Source organism: Barnesiella sp. CU968 (assembly GCF_905219685.1).
Lineage (GTDB): Bacteria > Bacteroidota > Bacteroidia > Bacteroidales > Muribaculaceae > Lepagella > Lepagella muris_A.
This window is the reverse complement of the sequence record NZ_CAJMXD010000012.1, coordinates 1-19,950: the sequence shown is the minus strand read 5'-3', so window position 1 is coordinate 19,950 and position 19,950 is coordinate 1. Positions and strand designations below refer to the sequence as shown.

The window sequence follows — 19,950 nt, the reverse complement described above, 5'->3', positions numbered from 1 at the left end:
CTCCGTAAGAGGGACTATAGAAAGGAGCGTTAAAGTCTTTCTCAAGACTCGCTTTCAGAGAACCTCTCGACAACTCTCCTTCCCATACGAAGAGATTGTGATTGTCGGGATTTGCCTCCACAACAGTCGCGTTGTCCCAACTCCATCCCCCAATAGTAGCCTCACCTATCATGAACAGTTTGGGAGCCGGAGCAAAATCTTCGAGATATTCGGCGACTATTGTCCATTTCGCGAGGTCGAAGGTAATACGATATATACCGGATGTCTCCACAACCCATTTGTTATCCGGACCGGTAGTATATACAAAACCTTCCTCTGCCACTCCGTCCTTGCCAATCTTGCAACCGTTTGCCGCGGGACGCACAAACGGCACATCCCAGCTGCCTGTCGTGGTGCATGCTTTCATCTCGCCTTCTGCCAGGGGACCCTCGTAGACAAACACGTAATCCGACTTTCTCTCAAGCACTGTCGGATTGTCGATATTCCATTCATTGGGAGTCGAGCTTCCGACCATATACAATGCGTCTGCCTCTATTGGTTCCACTACAGGAGCATCCTGTTCTCTGACATAGGAAGCCGACATGGTCCAGTTGCGCAGATCGAAACATAGGCTGTATATTCCGGCATCCACAACTTTCCATTTTTTATCGGGATCACCTGCATACATGTCGAACTCCGTTTCACGGATTCCATCTTTTGTAATCTCATCTCCGGCAACCATCGGATGGATAAAGGGATTGTCCCAGCTTCCTGTGGCAAGACACAGTTTCATCTCTCCGGCATTAAGAGGACCTTCCCATACAAAGACAAGCGGGTCTTCTTTTGTCGGAGTCATCGGCGTGGGGGCATCGATGCTCCATCCGTTCGGAGTCGCATCTCCCACAAGATATAATGTCGGAGTCTTTATGGGAAGATTGCCGTTGATGATTATGTGGTCTTTCTCCCCTTCACATCCTGCGGCTCCCGAGGTCAGGAGCAACAGTAAGAATATCTGAAATATGTTCTTTATTTTCATGATTTGCAATTTATAAGATCATTATCTGCCATATCCGGGATTCTGCACGAGATCAGGATTGGAATTGAGTATGCTTCTTGTTATCGGGAATATCGCCGTATGATTGTCGGCATCGGGATTTTTGTCCCACCATTTTCCGGAATTGAACTTGCCGAAACGCACGAGATCGATGCGGCGACGGCTTTCCGCGAAAAATTCCCTACCCCATTCAGCAAGCATCTCTTTCTCATCGAATCTTGCGTTGCCTTCGGGAGAGTAAAGCACATTGTTATGATTCTCCTGCGGATAATTGCGTTTACGCACTGAGTTCAACAGCTTCGCCGCTCCAGTGAGGTCTCCGTTTCTCATCTTGCACTCTGCCAGAGAATAGATAATTTCAGGAAGACGGATTTCCGTATAATCGCTTTCGAGCTGGTTGGGATCGTCATCGCTATAGAAGGGATATTTCACGAAATGCCATCCTGAATTATGATCTCCGTTCATCAGCACGCTGTTTTTGTCTGAAGGCCATTTGTCGGGAGCCATACCCTGGAATTTACCCACTGCATCGCGGAGATAAAGATCGTAAGGAGCTTCCGGAGCACGCAGAAGTTTTGTCGCGCCTGTTTCAGGATCAACGTATTCCAGATATCCGAAAAGGAACATTCCCTCTCTGCGGCTGTTGCCGAGGTTACGATAGAACTTCATGCGGACATCGCCGGGATATTTACGGAAATTCTGCACCGGCATTCCAAGCTCGTAGTCATAAAGTTCGCCATTGAGGTCATAGCTCGGTGAAGCGGCATATTTGGTATTGTGTCCCACACCGGATTTGGTATCATTGAAGAACACCGCCGCCTTTGCGGGAACTGTCCATGCATATGTGTCGCCGTCATAATGCCAGTGTGTATAGCCCTTCGAGGCGGGAAATCCGAAAATCACCTCGTCGCATCTGTCGTTGTCCCAGTCGAAAGCGGCATCCCAGCTGTCTGCAAGCCTGTAATCGCCATATACGCCGTCAAGAATATCCTGAGCGACGACAGCACAGTCAGAATAACGCTCGGAGCCTGTGTATACCTCGGCGTTCAGATAGAGGCGCACCAGCAGAGAGGCGGCTGCCGCCTGTGTCCATTGACCCTGAATAGAGGCGTTGGTGCCGAGACCGTCTTTCCTCACAAGAAGTCTGGTGCAGTCCTTGAGTTCATTCTCGATAAAGGAGAAAAGCACGGCAGGATCCGCCTGCGGCTCGTTGGGCATGTCGCTGTAGGTAGTGACAAGGGGTACATTTCGGAAAGCATCAAGAAGACGAAGATAGAACCATGCTCTCAATGCGCGGCACTGTGCCTTCAGGTTGTTGAACTCGATATCCGTAAAACCGAACTTTTCGGGAGTGAAACGGCTGAAATCCTCGATCACAAGATTACACTGCATGATTCCCTGATAACATCCGTTCCATTCCGTCTGAGCCTCGCCGAGGTCATCGACAGTCCAGGTGTGATAGTGCAGGCGTTCCCATTTGCCGCCGTCATACCACCATCCGTCGCGAGTCGGGGTAATGAGCTGGTCAGCGGTGAGTTCGTTGAGCACATGACGGCTGCCTATGCTCCAGAACGCATGCTCGAAGGGACGGAATGTGGCGCGTATCACATCCATCTTGGTGTTATAATAGTTCTCTGAGCCAACCTGATCGTAGAGAGTTTCGTCAAGATTGGTGCATCCCGACAGCATCGCAAGCGATGCCGCGGCTGCTATATGATATAGAAATTTCATTTTTCCTGTTTTAGATATCTGTTAGAAATCGAGGGTCAGACCGGCTATGAACTGACGGGTGGAGGGATAGTAGGAACGAGAGCCCTGACCGCCGGGAGTCAGACCGTTGACCTGATAGGTCGAAGGATCCACACCGCTGAAGCGTGTGAGCGTGAACACATTCTTGACCGTGCCGTAGATTCTCAGTTTGCTGAGGAACCGGCAATTGGGGAAATTGAATGTGTATCCGAGTGTAACCATGTCGAGTTTGAAATAATCCCCCCTCTCAAGGAAGAAGTCACTCACGATGGGAGCTGCATTTGGAGACACATCGAAATTCTTTCCATATGCCTTCTTCAATACGTTTCCGGTGAAATTACGTGTGCCGTAATAGAAATCATGAATATTGAAGATGTCATAATCGAATGCTCCGCGGAAGAAAAGCGAGAGGTCAAAATTGCGATAGCGGAAATTATGGGTTGTGGAAAGGGTGAACTTAGGCATACCGTTGCCTACGATGCATCTGTCTTCCTCGGTAGCCTGCGAGGCACGGATTATGTCACCGTCCTTGTCATAGACAAGCCATTCGCCGCCTGAAGTTATTCCGGCGTAACGCCACATGTAGAAATTGCCGACAGGCTGCCCCTTTTCTATACGCTGCAGGTAATAGTAGGGGTAGGGATCCTGAGTGCCGCATTCAAGATAATAGTCCTGACCCACATAGCGTGAATTACTGAAGTTCACGAACTTGTTGCTCATGACAGTGCCTATCACTCCGAAATCATATGAGAACCTGCCGTTGTCCACAACATTAAAGTTGAGGTCGAACTCAAAGCCGGTGTTCTTCATTGTTCCCACATTTACAAACGTCGATTCATGGATGTTCGGGGGAACGGGTACATTATAGTTTCCGAGCAGATCCTGCTGCGTGCGGTTGAAGTAGTTGAGCGAACCGTAGATACGATTGTCAAGCAACGAGAAGTCCAGACCTACGTTCCAGTTCTTCCCCTTCTCCCACTTGAGGTCGGGATTGACATTCTTTCCCGGTCCCCACACCTGGAAATATTTGCCGTTGTAATAATAATATCCGAAGCCGCTCATGGTGTTGATGGAGTTATAACTTCCGAAGTCCTGATTTCCGGTCACACCATAGTCTGCACGGATTTTGAGGTCGTTGACCCATGTCACGTCTTTCATGAAATTCTCCTGAGATATACGCCATCCGGCTGAAACCGCCGGGAAGTTACCCCATTTGTGGTTATGTCCGAACTTTGAGGAACCTTCATGACGCAAAGAGGCGGTGAAGAGGTATTTGCCTTCGTAATCGTAGCTTACGCGCCCGAAGAACGAGATGAGTTTAGAATCGTTCTTGTAACTGCCCATCATCACTTCTCCCTCCTCTTTCGCCCATTCGCCTGAACCGAGGTTGTCGGCACCGAGACCATCGTTGGGGAAGTCCTTGTTATATGCGTTGAAGCCTGAAGACTGGGTATACTGGTAGGAATATCCGATCATCGCCTTGATGTTGTGGCGGTCGGCTATGCGGGTACTGTAGTTTGTCAGCCACTCAAGGATATACTGGCGGTCTTTGCTGTAGCTGCGGCTTGCCTCTCCCTCATGACCGTTGTTTATGCATTCGGTGCTTGTCGAGGGTCTGAACCATGAGTCGTTGTTGCTATACTGATGGTCTGCAAACATGATCTGAGTGCTGAGATTATGGGCACTGTCTCCATTCTTAGCGAACAGGGGAAGGAGATTAAGTTTCAGAGTGCCGTCCCAGTCCAGAAGCTTGGTGTCGGAATGATTGGTTTCGAGCACCTGGCGTTCAACCGGGTTGCTGCCGACAACCTGACCGTTGAAATTATAATACTGCGCCTGGTTTTCGGGATTCATCAGCGGTGTTGTGGGATTCGCCTCAAGCGCGTCTTTGAAAACGCCCCAGTCGGCATTGTCGCGATATATGATGCGGGGAGCCACATTGAGCTGCACAGTGAAGAGTCCCCCTTTTGTGGTATGCGAAACCGAAGCACGCGCTCCATACTCCTCGCGGTTCGAGCGGAGATCGATACCGTTGGCATCACGGTAATCAGCACTCACGCGGTAGTTGCTTCGTTCGTTGCCTCCGCTAACTGTGAGTGTGTGGTGCATGGAGAAACCGGTGCGTGTCACTCCATCGAGCCAGTCATAGTTGCCGCCGAGGTCAACGCCGCGGTCTCCCCAGCCGAGGCGGACATCGCGATAATCCTGCGCGCTCATCATGTCAAGCTCTTTGTTTATCACATCCCATGCGAATGTGCCTGAATATGATGTGTGGGTCGCTCCGTCTTTGCTTCCTTTCTTGGTTGTTACCAGAATAACACCGTTTGAACCGCGAGTACCATATATGGCTGACGCCGCACCATCCTTGAGTATGTCGAAAGACGCTATGTCGTTGGGGTTGATATTGGTCAGGTTTCCGCCCGGCACACCGTCTATCACGATCAGCGGACCGAGACCTGCCGCACGCGACGAGACACCCCTTATCTGAATACTTGCCTGATTGTTCGGGTCTCCGGCACCGGTGTTTGTGATCGACACACCTGGCACTTTACCCTGAATCATCATCGATGGGTCGAGAGAACTGACTGAAAGGAAGTCTTTCTCTCCTACGTGTGAGATTGCGGATGTAAGCTCTTTTTTGTCCATAGTGCCGTAACCGATCACTACCACTTCATTTAGCATCTCCGAATTCTCTTTCATCACTACATCTATGACACTTCTCCCTTTTACGGATTCCTCAAGAGTGTCATATCCTACATACGAGAATTTGAGTTTTCCCTTGGCATCAGCCTGAATACTGTATTTACCGTCAATGTCGGTAATGGCACCTGTCTTTGTGCCCGAAACTGTCACGGTGACTCCTATAAGGGGCTCACCCGTGTGGTCAGTGACCGTCCCGCTGACTGCAAGCTGCTGGGCATTTGCAAAGCCTATGCCGCACACAAGCATCATAATCAGGAAAAGACACTGAAGCGTTCTGTTACTTTTTGTCATTTCGCTTTTGAAAGAATTAATTTCATGGTTAAGTCAGATTGCCGGCAAGAGGCGCAGGCCTGCGATACCTCTCGCTACAACTTACTTGCAAAGATATAGAGATAAAAATGCAATATCAATGCCTTATATTGAAAATATAGTTGAATAAACAACCAGTTAACTGATTATCACAGGGTTAACATTATTTATACCGTTTGATTTGGTAGTGATTCCCAAGTAAAAACACGCATGTTTTTACGGATACAGACGGCTTTCCGGAGACCTTCAGCGTCCGATTTTCTGGATTTCAGCTTCGAGACGGTTTCTGTCTCCGAGGGCTTTGTTGCGCACTTTGGTGCGATAGTTGTATATTGTGGTCAGGGAGTAACGCAGGAATTTTGCGATCTTGTCGCTGTCGGTTATTCCGAGCCTTATCAGGGCGAAGATCCGCAGCTCGGTGTTGAGGGTTCCGGCTTTTTTGGGCACTATAGCCTCTTCCGGCAACAACAGGGCGTTGAAATCCTCCACAAATGCCGGGAACAGATTGAGGAACGTCTTGTCAAAGCTGTCGTAGAAAAGTTTCAGCTCGTCATCCGTCATTGATGTTGACTTGACAAGTTTCTTAAGTTCCTCAAGTTTACCGGATTTAAGAAGCTTTCCTACCGACTTGCGATAACTGTCGATTTTTTCTATATATCCCAGACACTGATCCATGTAACGCCCTATATACACCTCTTTAAGTTCCGAATTCTCCGCTATGGCATTGTTTGCCTCGCTTAGTTTCTCATTGGAAGATTTAAGCTTGTCTGTCAGTTCATTAAGCCTGTCATATGCCACTTCTATTTCCTTACGCGCCCTGCTTATGCGGCGCATCTGTTTGAGGAGATAAACCATCAGCAGCACCAACAGCAATATCAGCACTGTAATTATGATTATCGTTTTCTTCAGCTCCATCTTCTGTTTCTGCACGGTATCGATATAGACCGCGTTTATCATCGGATAGGAATTGTTCAGCTCGATTATGCGCAGACGGGCATTGCAGGCAGTGGCATCCTCAAGGGCTATTTTCATGAAATCATACGCACGGTTCAGATCGCCCTCTTCATAAAGAAGGAGTGCCAGTTGCCGCAATGAGACATATTCCCTGACCGTTGACCGCAGATCGGATATGGAAGAAATCAGAAGCTGCACTTTCTGTGCGTCACGCTCTCCGAGCAAACCGTATGATTCAGAAAGTGTCCATGCGCATATCGCCTGCTCATGTACGGAAATATCCTTCCCCTCAAGATACCCTTTAAGCACTCTTACAGCCTCCGCCGGATTGCCGGAATTGTTCAGAGCATCTGCCTTCGTCAGCACATAAGGAATAGATGACGGAGCATTTACCTTCATTATCGAATCGCGATACATCTCTGTCTTGATCCGATATTCCCGTTTCTCTGCCGGGAATGCAGCGTGATCGGCGAGAAGTCCGTACAAAGTGCGCTTTATATGATAATAATAGGGATGCAGATATTCGGGAAGCATACAGAGCCTCATTGTATCCATGAAAGCAAGAGTCTCGCTGTACATACCGGTTGTGCAGAGTATATTTGCACGGTTCATCCTTGCATTTGTGACAAGAACAGGATCTCCGATTCTCTTTGCCAGAGTTTCCTGACGCAGACTTACATTATAGGCGGAATCGGAATTAAAAGGATGATACTCCACATATAGATCTGTCAACAGATAGAAGCGTTTACGTTCATCTTTCTCTGACTTCAACGCAGCATACAGATCCTCAAGCCTTTTCTCTTTTGCTGCAAGAAACACCTCGCGGTGTGCAATGACATCCTCCAGCTGATCCATAAGAGAATCAACCAAAACCTTGTCCGCACGTGCCACAAGACACATACAAAACAATACAACCGAAAATATCAATCGTTTTAAAGGAATTGTCATACTTGCACAAAAATAATGATTTTTTCCTCAAACACGTGTGCCCGGACATGTTTTTAACATTTTGTCATTTGACAATCCGAGTCTGAGAACTCGTCTTGACTTCAACAATATCATTATTTTAACTTTCGTAAATAAGTCAAGACGAGTTCTGACACCTGTTTTGATTTTTTGCAGATTTCCGTAATTTTATATTTATGCAATAGAGTGAACTCATTCCTCCGTATATGCTCAGATATGCAGTCCAGACCTTAACAAATATTGGGAAACGGGGTCTTACTTAACATAATTAATTTTCAATCATGAATTAAATTGAGTAATTTTGCAAAATATACACAATAAAAAATAAATCAAGATGGCTACAGCTACTTTAAGCAATACTGACCGACTGCGCGAACTGGGCACAGCCCCCATCGGAAAGATACTGCTGAAATACAGTCTTCCAGCTGTAGTGGGCACTGTTGTCAGTGCTATCTACAACATCATCGACTCCATAGTCATCGGGCACGCCATCGATGACCCCAACGTGGTCAGCGGCATCGCTGTCACCTTTCCTGTAATGACACTTGTCACCGCCTTAGGCATGCTCATCGGTGCGGGTGCGGCGACACGTGTAAGTATTGTTCTGGGTCAGAACGACAAGAAAATGGCGGAGACAATACTCGGCAACTGCGTGCAGCTGACTCTCATCATAGGCATCGCTTACGTAGGGGCGTTTTCCATATTCATCGATCCCATACTCAAAATGTTCGGCGCGTCACCAAACACCCTCCCCTACGCAAGGGAATTCATGCTGTGGGTGCTTCCGGGATGTGTTCTCCAGAATCTCACATTTTCCTATAACAATGTGATGCGGGCGTCAGGCTACCCCGGAAAGGCGATGTATACAAACATGATCGGAGCTGGAGTCAACGCTGTTCTCGCCCCGCTGTTTCTCTTCGGTTTCCACTGGGGAATACGCGGTGCCGCCATCGCCACCGACATTGCGATGCTTATAACGGCATTCTTCGTAATGAGCCATTTCTTCAACAAAAAAAATACTCTGCATTTCGTCAAAGGAACTTTCCGTCTGCAATGGAGGGTTATCAAAAGCGTCCTTTATATCGGCATGGCTCCGTTCCTTATAAATGTAGCCGGTTCGGGAATAAACGCCATAATCAACAACACGCTCTACAGTTACGGCGGTGACAATGCGATTGCCGCAGTCGTGGTGTTCAACAGATTCGTCACGATATTCGTATTCGTGATAATAGGCATATGCCAGGGAATGCAGCCTATTGTAGGCTACAACTATGGTTCGGGCAGACACTCCCGTTTATTCCACACACTCTGGCTCGCAGCAGGGTCGGCGGTGGTAATCTCCACAATAGGCAGTATCGTGGGGGCGGTTTTCCCGCGACAGATCGCATCCATGTTCATGCAGGACGAGGCGCAGATAACATGTGCCGTTAATTGTCTGCACTACACCACGATTATGTTCTGGATGGTCGGATTCCAGATTGTCGCCACAAACTTCTTCCAGGCTCTCGGCATGGCTGGAAAGGCGATTTTCCTCTCACTTACGCGTCAGATAATCTTTATGATTCCGATGCTTCTGATTCTACCCCCGCATATGGGTCTTAACGGTGTCTGGGCGGCATTCCCGGTCAGCGACACTGCCGCTACAATAGTGACCGCAAGCCTATTGTTTTTCCAGATCAGAAAAATCAAGACGGCAAAGAATGCCTAATACCGCATCCGCGATCTTGCGGTCGTTTGAAAGACGCGGGACTTTACGCTGCCCTCCGAGTTTTCCGTTACCCACGGAATGCAGCCAGCTGTTGAACACACCCGCCGGTATATCCACAATTTCCGGAGGATCAAGAAATATTGTTCCTGTACGCTTGGCATCATAATCGGAATTAAGTCTGCGAAGCTCCTCATCAAGAAGCATCGAAAAACGCAATGTGTCGGCAGGGCGTTTACCCCACTCCACAAGCCATTGATGCCTGCCTTTGCGATTACCCTCCGCAAACACCGGGGCGGCTGTGTAATTCACCACAGACGCTCCCGTCTGACTACATACGGCGGAAATCGCTCTCTCCGCATTCTCTTCCATCAGTTCTTCACCAAAGGCGTTTATAAAGCAACGGGTGCGACCAGCCACCTTTATCTTCACGGGAGAGACTTCATAAACGCGCACAGTGTCACCGGTATGATAACGCCAAAGTCCGTTGCTTGACGAAATCAGCATCTCATAGACCGCGCCCTTCTCCAGCTCCCATAACGGCACAGGCAGCGCATCATCGGCTCCGACTTTTATAAATTCATAGAAAATATCATTGTCGATGGTAAGCAGCATCGACTCGTCTTCAAGATTGTTCTGAACGGCAAAGAAACCTTCGGAGGCATTGTAGTTCTCAAGAAAATGCATCTTTGACGAATCCGTGAGACGTCTGTATTCCTCACGATACGGCTCGAAAGAGATTCCGCCGTGGAAGAAGACCTCAAGATCGGGCCATGCCTCGGAAAGTGTCTCCACCCCTCTTGCCTTGATTATCTCTTTTGCCACAGTAAGAAACCATGAAGGCACACCGGAAATATTGGTGACATGCGCATCTTTGGATGCGGCTACCAGAGCGGGAAGTTTTACCGACCAGTCTGAAAGAAGAGCAGTGCGTTTGTCAGGAACGCGAAATAAATTGGCAAGGGGGTTTATCCTGTCGATAAGCGTCGCACTCAGATCTCCGACCCTTGCGCTCCCGGAATCAAGATGAAGTTCGTTGGCAAAAGAACCGCCAAGCACAAGCCCCTTGCCGCTGAAAAGACGACTGTGAGGATTGGCACGCAGATAATGCGCCACACTGTCGGCAGCCCCTTTGTAATGACAACGCCGGAGGCTGTCTTCCGTGACAGGAATATATTTCGATTTACCCCCGGAGGTGCCTGAGGACTGGGCGAAATTCCGGCATCTGCCGCGCCAGAGAACATCTTTCTCACCACGGATCATCCGCATCACATCGGCACGCAGCTGTTCGTATTCGCACATAGGCACACGCTGACAGAACCCTGCATACGGATTCTTCATTTTTGCAAGTTCCGAAAAGCCGTAACGCCTACCAACCTCACATCCGGATGCCCTGCTGAGCAAGGAGCGTAACTGCGCAAGCTGCACATCTTTCCCCGAATCTCCCCAGCAATCGGTGCGACGGGCGATCTTTACAAAATATGGACGAATAAGTGGTGTCAAATCCATGTTCATAGTGGTCTTGCTGTTTTTTTCTTCCATTCCTCAGATGCAAAACTCCGAGAAACGAGTACAAAATTAATAACATATTCCATTATCTTCAAGTTTAATTTCATTTATCATCATTTTTTCATAATTTTGTATTATAATACCCATGGTTCCACAAAACATGAATCAAATCATGGCAGACATGACTATAAAAAAGTATCTTACTCTTATAATTTTCTTATTATCTGCATTTTTAGCAGTACACACGAATGCCCAGCTTATCAAGGTAGACCACCAGCGGGGATTTACAGACTCGCTGCGCAACGAGCTGATAAACGCGCCATATTTCGGATTGTTCAAAGACAACTATTTCACTGTCGGCAAGGCTGTGGGAGCAAAGCCCACACGCAATAATTCAGATGTAAAGTTCCAGATATCTATAGCACAGCGTCTCACTAAGACCACACTGCCTGGCAATTCGTTCATTTTCCTCATGTATACCCAGAAGACTTTCTGGAATGTTTTCGAGAAATCACTCCCGATGCATGACCTGAATTTCAACCCGGGAATCGGATGGTCGATACCTTTCTTCTCCAAAGGGAGATATGCGGGTAAGTTCACTCTTCTTCTCGAACACGAAAGTAACGGGCGCGACAGTCTTGAATCAAGAAGCTGGAACCGCATCACGTTCTCCGGCTCAACAATCATCGACAGATGGCTGATGGTGCATGCGAAATTCTGGATTCCGATCATAGACGGCGAAAACAACCGGGACATTCTGAAATACTGCGGCATCTGTCAGGGTGGAGTTGCCGTGACCACTCCCGACAAAAAATTCGGATGGTCGCTGACGCTGGTCAAACGGATTGGCTGGAATTTCAATTTCAACACCATTTTCGAGTTCAACTGGCGTATTCACAAAAAATCCAATCAATACTTTTTTGTGCAATATTACAACGGATATGGAGAGTGCCTCCTCGATTATAACAAGTTCCGGTCCCGACTGCGGGCGGGAATAGTAATCAAACCCAGCTTTTTCTCTGAATTCTGACATGTTTATGGAATATCAATTGACCTATCTTTTGATGGCAGTGGCGTTAACGCTTGCCTTATTCTCTTTTCTATGGCTTCAAAGACCGATGTCGAGGATTATCGACTATAAAAAAACGGAGACAGACATTCCGCCGCTTCATACCCCCAAAGTGTCAGTGATTGTATATTCTCAGGTTTCCGAGGAGGAACTGATGGATTATCTGCATGACCTGTGCGGACAGGATTATCCGGATTTCGAAGTGATTGTGGTATGCGAGTCTACGGCGGAAAGCAACGAAATGCTGTTGGAAAGCTGCTCGCGCATATTCTCGAATGTGTACGTGACATTCATTCCTCCGGGTTCGCACAACCTCAGCCGCCGCAAGCTTGCCCAGACGTTAGGCATTAAGGCGGCAAAGGGAGAAATAATTGTCACCACTGTCGCCAATGCGGTCATACCCTCTTCCGGCTGGCTGTCCTCACTTGTGAGTCCCTTCCGGGGTGAAAACGCCGATAACACGGATGTCTCGCTCGGATATTCCCATTTCGATTATTCTGAAATGCATGGATGGGGAAAATGGTACAGGGAATTCAACTCCGTGATGTCAGATTCACTATGGATAGGATATGCTCTCAAGGGCATGCCCTATCGCGGCGACGGTAACAATCTCGCGTTCCGCAGAAAACTCTTCTTTGACCACAAAGGATATTCGCAAAGCATATATCTGCATTCAGGCGATGACGACATATTCATACATACGATTGCCAGACCTGACAACACAAAAATCGTTCTCACTCCGGAATCAATACTTTCAATCGAATGGGGGGATGCTTCCAAACGGATGTGGAGCACACGCAAGGAACAGTATGAATTCACCTCGCGATGGCTGCCGCGCAAACCGTTTCTGCGAGCGGGAGCAATGTCTGCCATACAATGGCTTGTGACTCTTTCGCTGGCAGCTACCATTGCCATGAGCTTATGGACGGCATGGCAGACACGGGACCTCACCGAGTGCGCCCCGGCTGCGAGTGCCTTGGTCATGCTGATTCTTTTCAGGCTTGTGAACATATTGCTTTACCGGAAAATGGCTGAAAAGATGTGTGCTACGAGATTATGGTGGGCGGCTCCATCATTCCTGCTTGCAAAACCGATACTGAATTTCTTTTTCAGACTGCATCACCGCAAGCACCGCCATCTGAATTTCACCTGGGCTCGTTAACAATTTACCACCGGGAGGGTTTATATTATACGAACCGACTCATTTTACAAACAGATTCTTATACAAGACAATTCTTACGCATTATGACATTATATCCGAATCTTATCCTTGATGCTCTCAAGAGCGTCAGATACCCCGGCAACGGCAAGAGCCTCGCCGAAAACAATATGATTGAAGACGACATCCGCATAGATGGCGACAAGGTGTCGTTCTCTCTGATTTTTGACAAACCTACAGACCCCTTCATCAGGTCAGTAGTTAGAGCCTCCGAAGCGGCGATTGCCACTTCCATATCTCCTGATGTCGAAGTGAATGTCTCCGTCAAGACACGTGCCGCAGCAGCTCCTGCAAAACCGGCAGTGCTTCCGGGAGTAAAGAATATCATTGGAGTCAGCTCCGGCAAGGGAGGTGTTGGAAAATCCACAGTCGCCGCCAATCTCGCAGTGGCACTCGCGGCAAAGGGTTATAAGGTAGGTCTTCTTGACGCCGATATATTCGGTCCGTCGATGCCGAAAATGTTCGGTGTCGAAGATGAACAGCTCTATATGGTAAACAAGGAAGGACGCGACTGGATTGAACCTATAGAAAGATACGGAGTCAAGATGCTCTCCATCGGTTTCCTTGTCGACAAGGAGAAACCGGTCCTCTGGAGAGGAGGCATGGCAAGCAACGCCTTGAAACAGTTGATAACAGACGCATGGTGGGGCGAACTCGATTATTTCCTTATCGACATGCCTCCGGGAACGAGCGACATACACCTGACCCTTGTACAGACTCTTCCAATCACAGGAATTGTTGTCGTGAGCACTCCGCAGGAAGTGGCACTCGCCGATGCAAGGAAGGGAATCGCGATGTTCACCGGTGAGGCGGTCAATGTTCCCATACTCGGTCTGGTAGAGAACATGGCTTGGTTCACACCCGCGCAACATCCGGATGAGAGATATTACATCTTCGGAGAAGGGGGTGCCGTAAGACTGGCGGAGGAACAGGGTGTGAGACTGCTGGCTCAGATTCCGCTTGTGATGGATATCCGCAGCCATGCCGACAATGGCGCGCCTGTGGCACTGCAACTAACCGGCGACCCGTCGATGGCGAGTCCGGAGGCACAGGCATTCGGAACACTTGCTGACAATGTTGTCTCTTCGGTAGAAGAACGCAATTCCACCCTACCACCTACAACCAAAGTAAACGTCAGCCATTGAAACGCGCCATGGCGTGATAGTCATCCTTGGGGATATCATCCGCCTGAGGCTCCCGGAGTTCTCCGCTGTGTGGCAGACGGAATGAAAGGCGTTTGATTTTCTTTCCGCGTGACAGCCACTGCTGTTCGTAGAATGTCTTGATTGAGGAGACCGGATCGGCAAGACCGGAGCCATAAAGATCCGAGGTATCCATCAGCACTTCAAAACCGTTGAGTTCAACCAGACGGCGTGTATATTCATAAAGAAACGGTGAATCCGTCTTGAGATTCACAATGCCGCCGTCGCGGAGTATATTTCGATAAAGATTCAGAAAGCGCGTGGACGTAAGACGTTTGCGCGTTTTCTGCATCTGGGGGTCGGGGAATGTTATCCACAATTCATCCACTTCGCCGGGAACGAAGAACTTGTCGATATTCTCAATTTCGGCTCTAAGAAAGGCAGCATTGCCAATTCCTTCCTCTTCCACAGTTCTGGCTCCGCTCCACATTCGCGCGCCCTTTATGTCCACACCTATATAATTGCGTGTCTCATCGCTTTTCGCCAGACCAACGGTATATTCACCCTTGCCGCAACCAAGCTCAACCACAATCGGCGCAACATGACCGAACACTGATTCATTCCAGCTTCCACGATATGGAAACCCATTTTTTATCAGCTCTTCTCTCGGATATTGCAACACGCATTTGAACTCGCGCATCTCCGCAAACTTTTTGAGTTTATTCTTTCCCATCAGTAACCTTCGATTAATTTTACAACTTTTGAAACAGACCCCGACACCACCCTGACAACTATTTTTTCTCCGCTGAACGGTTCCGACACATATTCCTGTGTCCCGGGTCTGGCTTGCGCCAGTATAATTCCGTCCATGCGGCATACCGTCACTTCATCTATCGCATGGTTTGAGTTGATTCGGAGCACTCCACCGGGATCCATTATTATTTTTATCATGACATCTACACCTGTCACTTCCGACACCTCCGATACTTCCGATACAAGAAATTCCTTCCATACCGGTGCGGACGCCCACACCTCTTTCTCACCTGCGGCAACTTCAAGAACCACATTCCGGGTCTCGACTCCTGAAAACGCGAGCGGCGAACAGCCTGGCACCGCATTTCCGAGCTTTCTGACATCCACCGCCTTAAGATTCACTGCATTTCTGAACGCATGTTCACGAACCTCGCGGACCGACGGATGAAGCGAGATTCTCTCCGCTGCAAGTCCGGCATATGCCCCTTCTCCGATTATCTCGCCGCCGATCTCACCTCCAAGCTCGACAATGCCGTTCAACGCCAATGAAAGCGGGGCACTGCCGGAGGGCATTCCCGCCATGATTCCGAGTCTGCCGTCACCGAAAAACGCACCTTCCCCCAACCTTATTCCTGCACGCAACGTCACTTCTTCAAGATTATCCATCGAGGCACACGCATAATCACCGGTCTCGCTGACTCCCGACAAATCAAGCTTCAGCACTCCGCTCTTCATCAACGCCTCTTTTCCCAATGAGGTGACACAAGATGGAAGAACTATATTCCTCAGCGAGGAGCAGCCATAGAAACCTTGTTCGGGAAGCGCCGTCACAGAACAGAGCGAAAGATCCGCCTCCTCCAGCATGTCGCAAAGATAGAATGCCCTCGCTCCCATCGACACAAGAGATGCAGGAAAAACAATCTTCTTCAAAGGTGTCTCTGCAAAAGCTCCCTCCCCTATTGCCGTGACCCCGGATGGCAGCAATACCTCCTCCACTTCAGTAGCGAACAATGCAAAGGGAGGTACCTCTCCGTCAGAAAAACAGGAACGTCCCATATAGCTCGAATTTTCAAGCGTTGTCCCTTTGATTTCCAGTGCCGACATATCCAGAGTCTTCACAGAGACGGGCAGATCTCTCAAAGAGACAAGATCTATTGCCAGAGTCTCGCCTTCAAGTCTTATATCCGAAGGGAGTTCCTTTTGCCACACCCTCACCTGCGAAGGGAGCATCCCGGGCCGCAACACAACCGTAGCTGCTTTCACAGACACGAACCCTATGGCAAGCGACGCCACAAAGGGAATTACCACATGCAGTGGCAAATACTCATATATGTTACGTTTCTTCAACATACTCTGATTTCGGTATAGCAGAACTACGGCATCAGTTCACCACAAGAATCTTCGCCACGGCAGAGAAGCTGTCGCCATCGGGAGAACCCGAAGCCATCACGTAATAGACACCTCCGGGAACACGTTTGGAGTTCAGGTTGGTCACGTCCCAGCGAGCCTCCCCGCCTGCCGCAAAACCCACCTCCTTTATCAGCCCGCCCCCGGCATCCACTATTTTCACCAGCGCGTTGTCAGCAAGACCCTCTATCGTGACATATCCGAAATAATCGGGACGCACCGGGTTCGGATATGCAACGGCATTGCTCTTCGAACCGGATGAGGTTGCGGTAGAAAGATACAACTCGGCAAGCCCCTTGTCGGTGGAAATCATCATCGAATTGTTGTCAGGGTTATAACATATCCCGTAAACCGCATCATCAGGAAGTTCCGAACCGGATGATGTATATGTCCGGAGCACTTCAGTCCCATCGGACGATGTGACGACAATACCTCCGCCGTTGGTTCCGAACCATTTCCTGCCGGAAGGATCGGAAGTGATGCAATTGATCCACACTCCGTCAAGAAGATAGTCGGCGAGATTGGTTCCGTCGTTTCTTGAAACCTTTATCCGGTTTACTCTTCCGCCGGTGCGGATAATGTCTGCCGGTCTGAAATTGACGACTCCCTTGTCGAGACCGAGCCAGACAAGACCTGTCGAGGCATCCTCGAAAACCGAAAGGATGTAGGCGAAATCCACCTCCGAGCCATCCTGGTCTATAAGATGCTGGATATTGGTGCGCTCATCGTCATTCTGATTGTCGAGAGTCCCTTTATGGTCTATGAATATGGGACATGACTCCCATCCTCCGCTGATATACATCAATATGTTGCGTGAAGACGCGCCGTGCAGGGGAACAATGACCGAATAATTGGAGGCTCCGGCACCGGGAAGCTTTATTCTTTTCATCGGTTTGTAGCTCGCCGCATCCTGTGATGCAAGGCGGTCTTCAGGAGTCCAGTACCATATCTCCGCGCAATCTTGCCCCCCTTTCCAGAGATCGAAATCCCACCAGGTCGCCCACAGATTGCCGTAATCATCGAATGCTGGCGCTGAAAACGGACAGGAAGCCTCAAATTCCTTGAATGCGGGCTGCACAACAACCAATCGGTCTCCGATTTTGCCGGGATCATTGTCACGGCTCAGTCTCAGAGAGTTTGACGGATTCGCAAGATCAAGCCTCATAAGACCGTGAAGCACAGAACCGCTGTAGACATGATCGGGATTCCTTGGGTCAACGGCTATCCCTTTCGGATTCCATTGCTCAAACATCGGAGAAGGATACCTGAAGGCAGGAGACATCGGACTCCACTCAAGCCCCTTGAGAGAAGAGATATAGTCAGGCGTATTCACATCCTGAGACACAAATGTCTGGCTTATTCCATGATTTCTTACGAGCATGCCGTAAGAGGGATGATACACCATATTGTCGCATTTATAGGCATTCGAGGCGTTCGGAACTATCCCTTCATTGACAAGGGTCCACGCGCCGTCCTCTCCAAGTCTTCTGATGCAGATGCCATCCACACCTCTTGCGACATAACAGGTCTTCTGGTCCCAGGATGCGAGTTTCGTGTCTTTATCCTCGTCATACTTGGGATAATGCGACATATTCAGGTCTTTGTCGATGTCCCAGATTTCATCATATCCCGAAACAGTAACGCCGGCACGGTTGAGTTCCAGCGACTTGATATAATAATTTATCAGCAACTTATCCGTCAATGCTCCGGCGGCGTCAAGAGTGAGCGCCCGCACTTCCCCGCCCCAGCCGTATATCTGCGAGACAATAATCCGGTTGTCGCCGAGTCTGACAACACGCTCCACATCGCGATATCCGTTTATTTTCTCGAAGGAGGTGAAACTCCTGTCAGAAATCAGTCCGGCATACAAACCTTCACTGTCGGCAAGAACCAGCCTGTCGCCAAGGCTTGCTATTCCATTGAACGAACGGGAGAGCTCGCGGGTAAAAAGAACCTCTCCTTTATCATCGTCAATCGAGATGTAGCCAAAATCAGTAGCGACAAGCACCATGTTCTCCGAAGGATTGAACCCTATGGCATTTACATTTTTCGAATAACGCGCGTCCGCGAGCATGAAACCGGGAATGTTGGTCACATCCCCGTTGTCGTGCAGCAGATCTATATTGCCGTTATCATATGCTACCAGCAGATATTTTTTGTCGGGATTATATTCGGCAGCCTGCAACACAGTGCCTGAAAGCTTGTTCTGCCTGTTCAGCCACACCAGCTCCTCTCCATCTTTTTCATATCTGAACAAGGACATGGTACGCCGGGCGTTGTCTACTGTCCAGGGATAATGGTACTGGTTGTTGCTCAGCAGATACACATGCTCCGGCGTGTCAATGACGCGTTCCACATCGCCGCTGAAAGTCGGATGCAGACGCCATTGCTCGCCAAAAGCTGACAAAGAAAGCACCGCACACAAACATATGTTAATTAATATTCGTTTCAATTTACGGAGATTTTCTGCTTTGTTAGAAATCATTTGTTTTCAGGAAGTCAGCCAGTTTCCTCATGGCTCTTCCCCGGTGGGAGATGGCATTTTTCTCTTCCGGAGCCATTTCTGCGAAACTGCGTCCGGTCTCTTCCGCTATAAATATCGGATCATATCCGAAACCTCCGTCGCCATGCGCCTCCTCCGAGATATACCCGTCGACACGCCCCTCGAAAGTATTTGTCTCCCCATTGAGAACCAGGGCTACGACAGTGGCGAAATGAGCCTTACGGTCTCTCTTGCCCTCCATTTCGCTAAGCATCTTGTTCACATTGTCGGCAAAAGTGCAATGTTCTCCGGCATAGCGGGCACTATACACTCCCGGTGCTCCTCCGAGTGCGTCTACCATCAGTCCCGTATCATCGGCAAAGCAGTCATATCCATATTTCTCCTTTACCCAGCGCGCCTTTATGAGCGCATTTCCCTCAAGTGTATCCGCTGTTTCCGGAATATCGTCATGACACCCGATTTCAGCCAAAGACACTATTTCGAACTCACCGGCAAGTATCTCCCTTGCCTCCTCAAGCTTATGCAGATTGTTGGTGGCAAACACCAGCTTCTTTAATTCTTTTTTGTTCATATATTCTATAACGAACACCCACTTGCTGTTATTATCTTTAGACGCACTGAAAGAAAACAACAAAAAATAGCGGATAAATGCTTGAAACACCTATTGTCATATACGAGGACATAGCCTCTCGCGCCGGCATTTCCCAAGATGGCAAATGCTTCATCATTCTCAACCCCGACATTTACGATGCTGACGCTATTAATATAAGATTTGCACGCATTCCTATAACAATCACCGAACGCAACCTGAAGTATAAAGCGATGCTTCAGTTCTGACAAAACATTACCTGGGACAACAGTCTCATTGTAGGCTTGATACGGATGTCCCTTCCCCTTCTCCCCAAGCAAGGAATTGCCGGATGCCAAGA

At 48.8% G+C, this 19,950-nt stretch carries 14 protein-coding genes; 5 read left to right on the top strand and 9 right to left on the bottom strand.

Annotated elements, in window-relative coordinates:
• From JX312_RS01135 to JX312_RS01120, 4 genes are all read right to left on the bottom strand, one after another.
• Positions 1–1,015 (bottom strand): SusF/SusE family outer membrane protein (locus JX312_RS01135; protein ID WP_204456654.1); only part of this gene is annotated, 1,015 nt, incomplete at its 3' end.
• A gap of 21 nt (positions 1,016–1,036) precedes the next feature.
• Positions 1,037–2,764, bottom strand: a complete 1,728-nt coding sequence (locus JX312_RS01130) for a RagB/SusD family nutrient uptake outer membrane protein (RefSeq protein ID WP_204456652.1) — start codon at positions 2,762–2,764, stop codon at positions 1,037–1,039.
• Positions 2,765–2,785: 21 nt separating this feature from the next.
• Entirely contained in the window at positions 2,786–5,776 is a 2,991-nt protein-coding gene (locus JX312_RS01125; RefSeq protein ID WP_123404881.1) for a SusC/RagA family TonB-linked outer membrane protein, read from the bottom strand.
• Between the two features lie 264 nt (positions 5,777–6,040).
• Positions 6,041–7,696 carry a DUF6377 domain-containing protein gene (locus JX312_RS01120; protein WP_204456650.1) on the bottom strand — a complete coding sequence of 552 codons (1,656 nt, stop codon included), beginning with the start codon at positions 7,694–7,696 and terminating at the stop codon, positions 6,041–6,043.
• A 352-nt stretch (positions 7,697–8,048) separates the two neighbouring features.
• On the opposite strand from JX312_RS01120, the gene JX312_RS01115 reads away from it, so the two are divergent.
• On the top strand, positions 8,049–9,422 hold the full coding sequence (locus tag JX312_RS01115; RefSeq protein WP_204456648.1) for an MATE family efflux transporter: 1,374 nt from the start codon (positions 8,049–8,051) through the stop codon (positions 9,420–9,422).
• Here JX312_RS01115 and JX312_RS01110 read toward each other — a convergent pair.
• Positions 9,375–10,961: a GH3 auxin-responsive promoter family protein gene (locus tag JX312_RS01110; RefSeq protein WP_239653758.1), complete on the bottom strand. Its 1,587-nt coding sequence runs from the start codon at positions 10,959–10,961 to the stop codon at positions 9,375–9,377. The genes JX312_RS01115 and JX312_RS01110 overlap by 48 nt on opposite strands.
• Positions 10,962–11,088: 127 nt before the next feature.
• On the opposite strand from JX312_RS01110, the gene JX312_RS01105 reads away from it, so the two are divergent.
• The 3 genes from JX312_RS01105 to JX312_RS01095 all read left to right on the top strand — a co-directional run bounded on the left by JX312_RS01105 (position 11,089) and on the right by JX312_RS01095 (position 14,361).
• Entirely contained in the window at positions 11,089–11,958 is an 870-nt protein-coding gene (locus JX312_RS01105; RefSeq protein WP_239653757.1) for a phospholipase A, read from the top strand.
• A 7-nt stretch (positions 11,959–11,965) separates the two neighbouring features.
• Positions 11,966–13,159 (top strand): glycosyltransferase, encoded by a 1,194-nt coding sequence (locus JX312_RS01100; RefSeq protein ID WP_204456646.1) that lies wholly within the window; start codon positions 11,966–11,968, stop codon positions 13,157–13,159.
• 83 nt (positions 13,160–13,242) lie between these two features.
• Positions 13,243–14,361 carry an Mrp/NBP35 family ATP-binding protein gene (locus tag JX312_RS01095; RefSeq protein WP_204456644.1) on the top strand — a complete coding sequence of 373 codons (1,119 nt, stop codon included), beginning with the start codon at positions 13,243–13,245 and terminating at the stop codon, positions 14,359–14,361.
• On the opposite strand, the gene trmB is transcribed toward JX312_RS01095, so the two are convergent.
• Genes trmB through JX312_RS01075 form a run of 4 tightly spaced genes read right to left on the bottom strand, consistent with a single transcriptional unit; the run spans position 14,351 to position 19,592 of the window.
• Entirely contained in the window at positions 14,351–15,091 is a 741-nt protein-coding gene (trmB, locus tag JX312_RS01090) for a tRNA (guanosine(46)-N7)-methyltransferase TrmB (RefSeq protein WP_204456642.1), read from the bottom strand. The genes JX312_RS01095 and trmB overlap by 11 nt on opposite strands.
• Positions 15,091–16,461 carry a leucine-rich repeat domain-containing protein gene (locus JX312_RS01085; RefSeq protein ID WP_204456641.1) on the bottom strand — a complete coding sequence of 457 codons (1,371 nt, stop codon included), beginning with the start codon at positions 16,459–16,461 and terminating at the stop codon, positions 15,091–15,093. The genes trmB and JX312_RS01085 overlap by 1 nt, the downstream gene beginning before the upstream one ends.
• Positions 16,462–16,492: 31 nt before the next feature.
• Positions 16,493–18,970: a hypothetical protein gene (locus JX312_RS01080; RefSeq protein WP_124030402.1), complete on the bottom strand. Its 2,478-nt coding sequence runs from the start codon at positions 18,968–18,970 to the stop codon at positions 16,493–16,495.
• Positions 18,971–18,992: 22 nt separating this feature from the next.
• Positions 18,993–19,592 (bottom strand): non-canonical purine NTP diphosphatase, encoded by a 600-nt coding sequence (locus tag JX312_RS01075; protein WP_124030403.1) that lies wholly within the window; start codon positions 19,590–19,592, stop codon positions 18,993–18,995.
• A gap of 77 nt (positions 19,593–19,669) precedes the next feature.
• On the opposite strand from JX312_RS01075, the gene JX312_RS01070 reads away from it, so the two are divergent.
• A complete protein-coding gene (locus JX312_RS01070; protein WP_204456639.1) occupies positions 19,670–19,858 on the top strand; it encodes a hypothetical protein in 189 nt (62 codons plus the stop codon).
• Positions 19,859–19,950 lie beyond the last annotated feature (92 nt).